General features: G+C 59.6%; 9 protein-coding genes, 3 tRNA genes and 1 pseudogene. 8 read left to right on the top strand and 5 right to left on the bottom strand.

Annotated elements, in window-relative coordinates; all coding sequences use genetic code 11:
• Positions 1-432: 432 nt before the first annotated feature.
• Together K359_RS55885 and K359_RS65325 are read right to left on the bottom strand one after the other, a co-directional pair.
• A complete protein-coding gene (locus tag K359_RS55885) occupies positions 433-1,551 on the bottom strand; it encodes a hypothetical protein (protein WP_029084922.1) in 1,119 nt (372 codons plus the stop codon).
• Between the two features lie 426 nt (positions 1,552-1,977).
• Positions 1,978-2,166, bottom strand: coding sequence for a hypothetical protein (locus K359_RS65325; protein WP_224497163.1), 189 nt, complete (start codon positions 2,164-2,166; stop codon positions 1,978-1,980).
• Between the two features lie 610 nt (positions 2,167-2,776).
• Between K359_RS65325 and K359_RS0145125 the strand changes: the two genes are divergently transcribed.
• From K359_RS0145125 to K359_RS55875, 6 genes and pseudogenes are all read left to right on the top strand, one after another.
• Complete coding sequence (locus tag K359_RS0145125) at positions 2,777-3,385, top strand: phasin family protein (protein WP_029084921.1); 609 nt, start codon at positions 2,777-2,779, stop codon at positions 3,383-3,385.
• Between the two features lie 1,222 nt (positions 3,386-4,607).
• On the top strand, positions 4,608-4,874 hold the full coding sequence (locus K359_RS60275; RefSeq protein ID WP_084518808.1) for a DUF3892 domain-containing protein: 267 nt from the start codon (positions 4,608-4,610) through the stop codon (positions 4,872-4,874).
• Positions 4,875-5,215: 341 nt separating this feature from the next.
• Positions 5,216-5,443, top strand: a complete 228-nt coding sequence (locus K359_RS0145120) for a hypothetical protein (RefSeq protein ID WP_029084920.1) — start codon at positions 5,216-5,218, stop codon at positions 5,441-5,443.
• Positions 5,444-5,450: 7 nt separating this feature from the next.
• A complete protein-coding gene (locus K359_RS0145115) occupies positions 5,451-5,813 on the top strand; it encodes a hypothetical protein (RefSeq protein WP_156929068.1) in 363 nt (120 codons plus the stop codon).
• Positions 5,810-6,028, top strand: coding sequence for a hypothetical protein (locus K359_RS0145110; RefSeq protein WP_029084918.1), 219 nt, complete (start codon positions 5,810-5,812; stop codon positions 6,026-6,028). The genes K359_RS0145115 and K359_RS0145110 overlap by 4 nt, the downstream gene beginning before the upstream one ends.
• Before the next feature lie 730 nt (positions 6,029-6,758).
• A pseudogene (locus K359_RS55875) lies at positions 6,759-7,352 on the top strand (HD domain-containing protein); the annotation flags it as partial.
• 158 nt (positions 7,353-7,510) lie between these two features.
• Here K359_RS55875 and K359_RS62535 read toward each other — a convergent pair.
• Positions 7,511-7,582: transfer RNA gene (locus K359_RS62535), tRNA-His, on the bottom strand.
• An 80-nt stretch (positions 7,583-7,662) separates the two neighbouring features.
• Between K359_RS62535 and K359_RS60270 the strand changes: the two genes are divergently transcribed.
• Positions 7,663-7,926, top strand: coding sequence for a hypothetical protein (locus K359_RS60270; protein WP_029084917.1), 264 nt, complete (start codon positions 7,663-7,665; stop codon positions 7,924-7,926).
• Here K359_RS60270 and K359_RS0145090 read toward each other — a convergent pair.
• Together K359_RS0145090 and K359_RS0145085 are read right to left on the bottom strand one after the other, a co-directional pair.
• A tRNA-Gln gene (locus tag K359_RS0145090) sits at positions 7,905-7,993 on the bottom strand. The two genes, K359_RS60270 and K359_RS0145090, sit on opposite strands and share 22 nt — an antisense overlap.
• 5 nt (positions 7,994-7,998) lie before the next feature.
• Positions 7,999-8,072: transfer RNA gene (locus K359_RS0145085), tRNA-Glu, on the bottom strand.
• A gap of 624 nt (positions 8,073-8,696) precedes the next feature.
• On the opposite strand from K359_RS0145085, the gene K359_RS0145075 reads away from it, so the two are divergent.
• On the top strand, positions 8,697-9,190 hold a 494-nt coding region (locus K359_RS0145075), incomplete at its 3' end, for an IS630 family transposase (protein ID WP_029084657.1).

Here is a 9,190-nt window from a genome sequence, read left to right as displayed (position 1 = left end):
CCGCTCGCCTGCATCATCGGCTGCGCCTGCCATGGCGATGCACCCTGTTGATGGGTGGGGGCCACCGACGTCAGCAGGCGACCGCCTGAATTGGCGATCTCGCTCAGCTGCCGCTCGCTGGAAGGCCGTGCAGATTGTCTAGGGTCCTCGGCCTCTTCGCTGGCCTCAACTAAGCTGTGTCATGCTCATCGTTGATGAGGACCTCCTCGCTTGGCAGGAAGTTGCTCCTCGCAAGTGCACCCCTCAACTTGTCCGAGGAGTGCTGGCGGTCGGGCTCTCCGGGATCCGGTGCCTGGTCGTGGCGCGCGGCTGGCTCGAGAGATGACGACGGGCCGGGTTCGTCCATCAGTCCCAAAAGCAAATCCCGATCGCGGCCTTCCTCCTGCGACGCGCTGTGCTGCGCAGCGGCGGCGTCGACGCGCCTCGGATCCATCAGTACCGCGTCTTCGGGATTGATGGGGCCACGTTCTGGGGGTGAGGATTCAGCTTAGCGCGTCGTGAGATCGGCACTCCGCCCGTCGACCGGAAGGTCCGGAGATGGTCGATTGCCTGAAGGAGTCTCTTTGGATTACCCTGTCCGGTGAACTCGAGCACCTCACCGCCATCGGCCAGCGACTTATTGTCGAACCGAGCAAGAATGCTCGGTTTTTCTTTTGCGAAAAGCCAACGGCTAAAGCTAAGAGGAGAACTTACGTACTGCTTGGCGACGGGTTTGGTGAACCCGCCCTTGATGAGGGCCTTCTCAAGCCCCAAAATAATGGGAGCATCCTCGGAATGAAGACGCCGCTTGTCGTGCCGTATCGCAATCCCAGTTGACTGAGCCGGTTGCGGCGCCGAGGACGACGGGCCGGGTTCGTCCATCAGCCCCAAAAGCAAATCCTGATCATGGCCTTCCGCTGGAAGCAACTCCTCTGGCCAACTGTTAGCTTTCTGGGTCGCACTGTGCTGCGCAGCGGCGTCGCCGACCTGCCTCGACTCCTTCAGGGCCGCGTCTTCGGGATCAATATGGCGCTCGAGTTCCATCGCCTTAGCGCCGGCCGACGATTTCCGGAGATGAGCCAGTGCGGCACCGATCCCCCGGTTACCACCGGCGTCCTTCTTATAGCTCTTGACATCTCCATCCAACGCCTTGCCTGAAAGCCGACCAGCAATGCCCTTCTTGTTGTTTTCACGCAGGTAGTCACTGAAACTGCGAAGAGCAGTTGCATCCCTCGTGCCGGTATCTGCCGCTACTTCGTTTTTGTACTCTTTGATGAGTGCCGCGTCCTGGGGATGAGGATTTAGCTCAGCGCGGCCTGCGATCGGAACGACTCCGCCCGTCGACTGCGAGGTTCGGAGATGAACTATTGCCGTAAGAAGTTTCCAGGGATTACCCTTTCCGATGAACTCGCGCGCATCTTCAGTCAGTGGCTCTTCGTCGTCAAGCCGAGCAAAAATGGCCTTTTTGTTATTTGCGAAGAGCCAGTGGCCAAAGCTGAGAAGAGTACGTACATAGTCCTTGGCGGTGCCTTCGGCAGCCCCGCCCTTGATGAGGGCCTTCTCAAGCCCCAAAACAAGGGGAGCATCCTGGGAATAAAGAGGGCCAAGACAGCATGGTGCATGTGCCTGCGCGCTTCGCCGTCAACAGCCGATAGACCGAAGATTCAGAGACAAAATACTGCTTCTCATCGGTGAGGCGTACGGCCGGCTTTCGCGGCGAGGACTATCTCCAGCCAACATCTTGACAGGATGCGCTGAACGCGCGAGTCAAAATCGAAACGCAACTAACTTTTGGTGCCTTACAATTCAGTATTAATCTTGAGACGCCTATTGCATCGGCAATGTCGTCATCGACCAGCTCATGCAGTGGAACTTCAAAGCTTGAACGGCCTCAGCTCGGCTGATGGCGACGATCGACGAATCGCGGGCTTGGATAAAAGCAAAGCAAGCCTTCCGCCCTAACCGCATCCATCAGTTCGGTGGTAGCGCCTCCGGAATCTACTGCGCCTCACTCGCGTCGGCAAAGACCTCATCGCGGATCACGCGCAACGTCACTTGATGAAGATAGGCCTGCAGGGCCTGGTCAAGCTCGGAGAACTCCGGCCACAGAACTTGATCGAGGATCCGGTTGCGTGCGCGAACCATGACCGTGTTGCGCCGCTGTCGATAATAGCGATAGGGCTTCATGCCATAACGCCGGCACAAGGAGAAACAGATGGCGCGACCATTGATCCGGCATTAAGAACCGCATCTCAATTTGAGGGATCTTGCCGACCAAGTTGCGTCAAAACGCTCCTTCACACGTTTCAGCGCCGCTTCCGCCGCGAGCCCGCTCTCCGGCCCTTTCGGCACCCGCGAAAAGAGCCTCGATCTTCGGCAACTTCTCGCGCGCGCGCCCGCGGGTCAGGGGCGAAGGGCCGCGAGGTCACGATCCCGAGCTGGGAAACGGCCGCGCATGAGGAACGGCTCGGTCGCTGGGCGATGAACTGATGCTGGGACTTCATGGCTGCGGATCTGTCCGCGCTCGACCTTCTGGTGGTCCAAATCGACGGGTTGCATCCCGGCGACGATCTCGTGCTGGTGGCCGCGACCGGGGTCAGGGCCGCGTCTATCCGCCCACTTCCAAAGCCATAATCACTGTGTGCTAGAATTAGTAGGTTCGCTGTTCTCAGTTCTCAGCTAAGTAAGTAGAGCCGTTTTGGAAGAAACCTGTCCTGAACATAAGGCCAGAAGGACCTGAAAAGTGCAATTGACGGTGCTACGCAAGTCAGAAACTCGCAGAAAATGGAGAACAAGCATGGCAAACTTACGCCAGGACGACAAGTCTATACCAGGGACAGATGATGCAGCTCGCCGTGCCGGCGAGCGGGCTGCCGAGCAGACCAGCCGTACCGGACAAGCTGCAGCTGATCAGACTGCGCATGTCGGGCAAGGTGCCGCTCAAGCCGGAGAAGAAACGGCCCGATCAACTTCCAACTTTCTTAAGCAGAACGTTGAGACGGTGCAGAACGCATGGCGGATCGGCCTGGAAGCGACGACCTTAGCCGTGGGACGCTCTACCGAGCAACTTGGTCGCACGCTCGGGGTCTCAGGAGAAGGGGTGCAACAGGCAAAAGACGCAACGGAACGGTCGGCGCGCAACGTGCAAAAGATCCTTCACACCAGTAATGCTGCTGCCAAAGTGATGAATGGAATTTCTCAAGAGTACAGCCAGATGGTTCGGCATCAAGTCGGGAAGAACATGGACTACATCAGCGAGCTGTGGACCTGCCGGACCCCTCAGGAATTTGTAGCCGCACAAAGTGATATTGTGCGGAAGTCTGTGGAAATTGCTCTGGAAGGTAGCCGTCGGATCGCCGACCTGTCGCTCAAAGTGGCCGACGAAACCGGAAAGCAGATCAAGTGAAGTATGGAAGAAGTCCGGCACTCCGCCTAATGGGCATACAGGTTCGGCTGGAAAACGAGCGCTGCTTGTCGGTTACTCTTGCCGCCTTGGGAGTGAGACTTTTGAGAAAACCAAGGCTACCGCTGTAAACGCAATGTCGAGTTAATGCCAGTCTCTGAATTGGCAGCGCCCCTTGGATTCTCCGTTACGCACCAACGCTCATTAGAGCGACTTGTCATGATCGTTCCGTCGTGGGCCGCGTGGGATGCGGCGCCCTGAATGCCGGGCTAACAGAAGGTCGTGCTTTCGATTTATCTCTTGGAGGTCGGCAGCCTTGAATGGCGTAAGCCGTCGCGTCGGTTTCATCCTGCTCGGCGCGATAGAGCTCTTGCCTGTCCCTCTGACTTGATCCGGTCGCCCCCCAGAGTAGGTAGGAGCCCGATCCAATGTTGATGCTGTACCGTCAAACGTCGGTAGCCTTTCGGGCTGGACTCCGTGGAGCATCAGGATCTGACGATGTCTGAAGACTGCCAACTTGCGCGCCGAAGTTAAGAAACGCATTGCCCAGATCGAAAGTATGACACTAGTCCAGATTCAACGGGTCATGATGGATTGTGTGTCCGAGCGGTCTGCTGGCAGGATGACGACATGTGAGCGCAATGCGTTGCGCCGAGCACTGAACAAACGGGTCAGCATTCTCAGACGAGACCTTGTCGCGTAAGAGTTCGCGAGCCTGCACGCAAAGCGCCGACGCCGAACTGGGGAAGCCGGGCGAGCTACGAGAGAAATCGTGAGAGAGCTAAAGCGCAGTGTGAGGCCGCGATCCGGAACCGGTTCGCCAAGCTTGCACGCCTAAAGAAAGAACTCGCGCGATGGAATTAGGGGTACGCCGCTCGCGTCAAGGGACAAGAGAAGAAGTCGCATGTTCAGACAACCACCCTTCCGTTCCTATTCAACCGCAGCTCGCATCTGTATTGGCATTGCGGTCTAAGCGCCGTCCTGCTGGTCTGGACAATAATGACGCACGTCGTGCGGCAAGGCTGGCCAGTTGGTGTATCCGCGCTGGCATAATCAACGATGCAGATACGAGCTGAGGAAGCCCGGGTGAATGCAACCCGCCCGCACTGACCACTTATTCAAATTTTCAACCCGTGAGGCGGGGCTCTGAACGTTTCCAAGCAACCGGATAATGAGTCCGTTCTGCTAACGGTCAAAGCCTTGGCTCACGAAATAGGAGTGAGCCATGACGCGCCGTATCACCTGCATTACCAAGCTGCCTAACCATCAAGACCGCCATCGGCGTATTCAAGCAGTCGGTGGTTCAGCATGGCGAGATTCGGAAGAAACAGCCATTGCAAACGTCAAACACGACAAAAGCGCTTACGATGCTACTGAGCAGGGCAAGACAGTCAAGGTGATCGTCAAAAAACACGATGGTCGCGAGTACCTAAAGACCGAGAGTAATCATTTTCTTCCCGACAATCTTCTGAGTCTTCCGGATTGCTCGTGACCGGCATGTCGTATTGTCCGTCGTCAGATGATTTGAAACTGATCACGCGTTTCGAGAAGGGAGGCTCTGGCTCATCAGGGGGTAGAGTTTGAGCAGCCTGCAGTTGATGCTGCAAGCGGCGGTTTGCGATGCTGTCGCGCTTGATGCGTTTTCGCTCTGCGAGGATCGCCCCGGCTTGAGCGCCACCCGTTCGTCCAGCCGGTCGCGGCGCTGCGCCGGGACTGGATCCGGGTCCGGGGTCGGCCGGTCGCCGGAGGAGTTGGGGCGGTGAGGCGGCCGGACAGACGCTGAACCCGCGGGAGGCCGCGGTACTGGCCGGGCTCCTGGCCGCCGACCGCGAGGTGACGGCGCTCGAGATCGGCCGCGACTCCGGCCTTTACCCCAACGGCAATTCGCGGACATCGGCCGAGCTCGGCTCGTCACTGATCCGGCCGCTCCTGATCGCCGGCGCCGTGGCGCAGTGCGGCCGCAAACCCCTTCGCTTCGAAATCACGGAACGCGGTCGGATCGCGATCGCGCTCTTCAAGGCCATCGCCAACAGAAAGGTTCGACATGACGCTCACGCTTGAGGAGAAAATGAACGGCGCCGAGACGCGGGCGCGGCAGCAGACGGCGGAGAAGCACTTCTTCGACCACCAGCCGTTCTTCCCGCTCGGATTCTCGATCGGTTACCGCAACCCCGGCCATTGGGACATCGACGCGAAGCAGTGCCCCGGCTACGCGTCGGCATGGCAAGCCGCGCATCCCGAAGGGTCTACCAGCGCCAACGACGGCGATCGCGAACGGGCATTCAGCATCCGCGGCGCGCCCGGGAATGTCGTTGTCTGCGACGAGCGCTGGACTCCGAACCGGCCTCAGCCTTGTGAGATGAACTTCCGCAGCGTGATAGCCGCGATGGCGTGGATCTGCGAAGAACTCATGCAGGAGCCGGGCACATGAACAATCCGCTCCTCTGGGCCGGCGTCGCCCTTCTAGTCATCGCCGCATTCTGCCTCGCCAAGACGTGGTTGCAGCCAGCTGGCATCTTGGCGACCGTCGGCGCTGTGCTCATCGTCATCGTGGTCCTGACGGTTGGCATTCCGGCATTGGGCGGCGCTGTCGGGTACGCCTTCACGACCATTTTCGAGATGAAGGGGGACCAGGACCACGACTAAACGCGGCATCAACGTCACGCCGGGATATTTCTTGCATCGCCCCACCACTAAACCGCTGCCGAATTGGCTTTTCTACACGCTGGTCTGGTTGATCATTCCGCCGGCATTCGCCGTAGTGATTGTGTGGACGTCGGTGACGTGCCATGAGCGAGGCGCGCCATGAAGGACATCACGTCGCTGCGCGATATCGACCCAAAGGCAATCGCCGACGCGTTGCGCGCGCCGTCGCCGTACCGACGCTGATCCTCGAGCTCACACCGCGGGAGCGATGGCCGTGCATGGTTCAATACTATTGGCGTGGCACGGTTTACGTGCCACGCGATGTGTTCCGATTCGAGCCTGATCAAATTGGGCCGTCGGATTGCGTCTGGATCGTTCCGGGAACGACGCCATGATGGTGAGGCGCTCCTACTCAGGGCCATCCTTCCGCCAACGCCCCGCACCTTCCGCGTGCGGATGCTTGCGGCCGGTTTCAGGCACGCCACCCGCGCCGCGGAGAACGCACGAAAGCGCTCCATGCGGTTGCGCAATCGTGCGGCGGCCTCAGATGAAGTTCCCGCCGGTCGGCACCGTCGCGAACCGCGGCCGCTCATTGGCACGGCTGGCGAAACCGTATGATTGACATGGGAGAGTTGCCTGGCGACGAAGCGTCCAGGTCTTGGGCCCGCGAATATCTAGCTGCACGGGCATCGCAGGGAAAATGAACTTGATCTAAAAGGCCCGCGCATCCGCGCGGGAGAAGCACGCGCAGCAGAAACAGAACTATACCGGCGAACCGCATTTCGTTCACCTCGAGGAAGTCGCCGGCATCGTGGAACGCGCCGGCCTTTCGGAGACCGCGATCGCGGCAGCTTGGCTGCATGACACCGTCGAGGACACCGACGCCATTCTACCTGAGGTCTGCGCGAAGTTCGGCTCCGCCGTCGCCTTGATGGTGCTCGACCTGACCGATACCCCACCAACACCGGGCATGAACCGTGAGCGGCGGAAGCGCGCCGACCGGCTTCGACTCGAGCTCGCCGGACCTGAGACCCAGGGCATCAAGTGCGCGGATCTGATCAGCAACACGTCGACGATATCGAAGCACAACCTAGGCTTTGCGAAGACCTATCTGCCGGAAAAACGCGCCACCCTGGAGATCCTGACGAAGGCGCCGGCGCCGCTCCGGCAGCAGGCGTGGGCATCGTTGTGCGCGGCCGAGGCGCAGCTTCCGGTGAAACCAACCCCTGTGACGCAGGCCGAGCGGGATATCTTGAACAACGCGACAATCCCTCCGGCACCAGAAGCCGACGCATGGGACCACAAGCGTAAAGGAACAACCTGATGTGGCTCCACACCGTGGTCGCGTGGAGCGCCCAGACCAAAAACCCCTACTCGTCGTTGAACGAGTTCGAAGGCGTCGAAGAGCGTCACGAGTCGTGGTTCTGCCGGTCGAAGTCGCCCAACGACGGATTGCGGCTGCTCCAGGAATACTCGGAGGCCTTCAGACTGGGTGAATCAAACACCGCGTCTCCCGGTCCACGGCCGAGCGTCCTACCATTGAACGAAGTCAGGAAGAGTGGTCGCAGGCAGCGGCTTCGAACCGCCCTATCCCGGCTTATGAGACCGAGACCCTACCCGAGAGGCCCTGCGAAATGGATGCGATCGAACGGCACGCGGAGAATCTGAGGGAAGCTGTCCGCAGGCGGTATGCTGACTGGTGCCAAGATCAGGAGATGTTCTTCAAGCGTTACCCGGGCGTGACAATCGAACTTCCCGCCGGCCGTCGGTCGCCAGCAGAAGAACTGCGAGCTGTGGCCGCAACTGTCATGGAGAGATCCGGGTTGGATGGACAGAGCATCGACGGTTCAGGTATCTTCTCAATCGGCGTCTATGATGGCCCGGGGGGCGCGATTTGAACGCGCGCGGCGTCAGCCGACCACCGCTTCAAAGGCGGGTACCCTGACCAGGCTCGGTCACCCCCGAATTGATGGCGCTCCCTACGGGAGTTGAACCCGTTTCCTCACCTTGAAAGGGTGATATCCTGCCGGTAGACGAAGGGAACGAGGATGTTTCAGAACGAGATCGAGACCGTAACCGGTGAGTTGCTCATCGAGGCCAATCGAGCTTTTATCGAACGGCGCGGACAAATGAGCCCTGTTGAAGCGATTGTGGCGGGTCTGCACGGCCGTAAACCACATTCTCGCAGCGACATACCGTCTGCAGGCGCTAGCCCGCTTGACGAGCCAACAAGATATGAAGGGTCTGCAGCAACGGCTACATGGAAGGGATCATCAGCTTGTCAATGAGGCCGCTTTCCATGCCGCGGCGCAGTGCACACTTGTGATGCCGCGAGCGCCGATCAGTTGTCGTTTGACAAGGATGAATTTGTGGAGTTGGCGATGCGCTTCGCGGATCCAGACGGTTTTGCATAGGATGGCGCGGGCTGCCGGATTCGAACCCTATGACGGCTCCTCGAGCATGAACATCGAGAATAAATTCGTCTTGTTCATTGCCACGCGAATTGCGGTCGAAAAGTGCATGGCCGAACGAATAAAGGATGAGAAGCTGCTAGTGTCCTGAGTCACAAGTTCGCAATCGTAGATTCGCAGTAGATTCGCGTCGCCGTGCCAAGGATGGAGGCTGCAGCAGCGACGGAGGATCTGATGGCGGTCCAGCAACTTGCGCCCTGACATTGAGCGATGAAGAGCGTGCCGAACTGAAGTCGCTCACGATGCGGCGGAAGACAGCGCAGGCGCTGGCTCTGAGAGCCCGGATCGTGCTGACCTGCGCGGAGGGCGGTCAGAACAAGGAAGTCGCGGCCAAGCTGGGCCTGGACCGATCGACGGTAGGCAAGTGGCGGCGGCGTTTTGTGGAGCGGCGCGTGGACGGGCTGCATGACGAGCCGCGCTCCGGGGCGCCACGTACGGTTGACGATGCCCGCATCGAAGCCGTGATCGTGAGGACGTTGGAGAGTTGCCCTGAGAACGCCACCCATTGGAGTTCTCGCGACATGGCGAAGGCCAGCGGCCTATCAGTGTCGACGGTGCAACGCATCTGGCGGGCCTTCGGGCTCCAGCCGCACCGAATGGAGACGTTCAAGCTCTCGACCGATCCAAACTTCGTGCCCAAAGTGCGCGACGTTGTGGGCCTCTACGTCTCGCCACCGGAGCACGCCATCGT

This window comes from Bradyrhizobium sp. th-b2 (genome assembly GCF_000426785.1).
GTDB lineage: Bacteria > Pseudomonadota > Alphaproteobacteria > Rhizobiales > Xanthobacteraceae > Bradyrhizobium > Bradyrhizobium septentrionale.
Note: the sequence above shows the minus strand (reverse complement) of the source record. Positions and strands in the feature narration are given on the sequence as shown.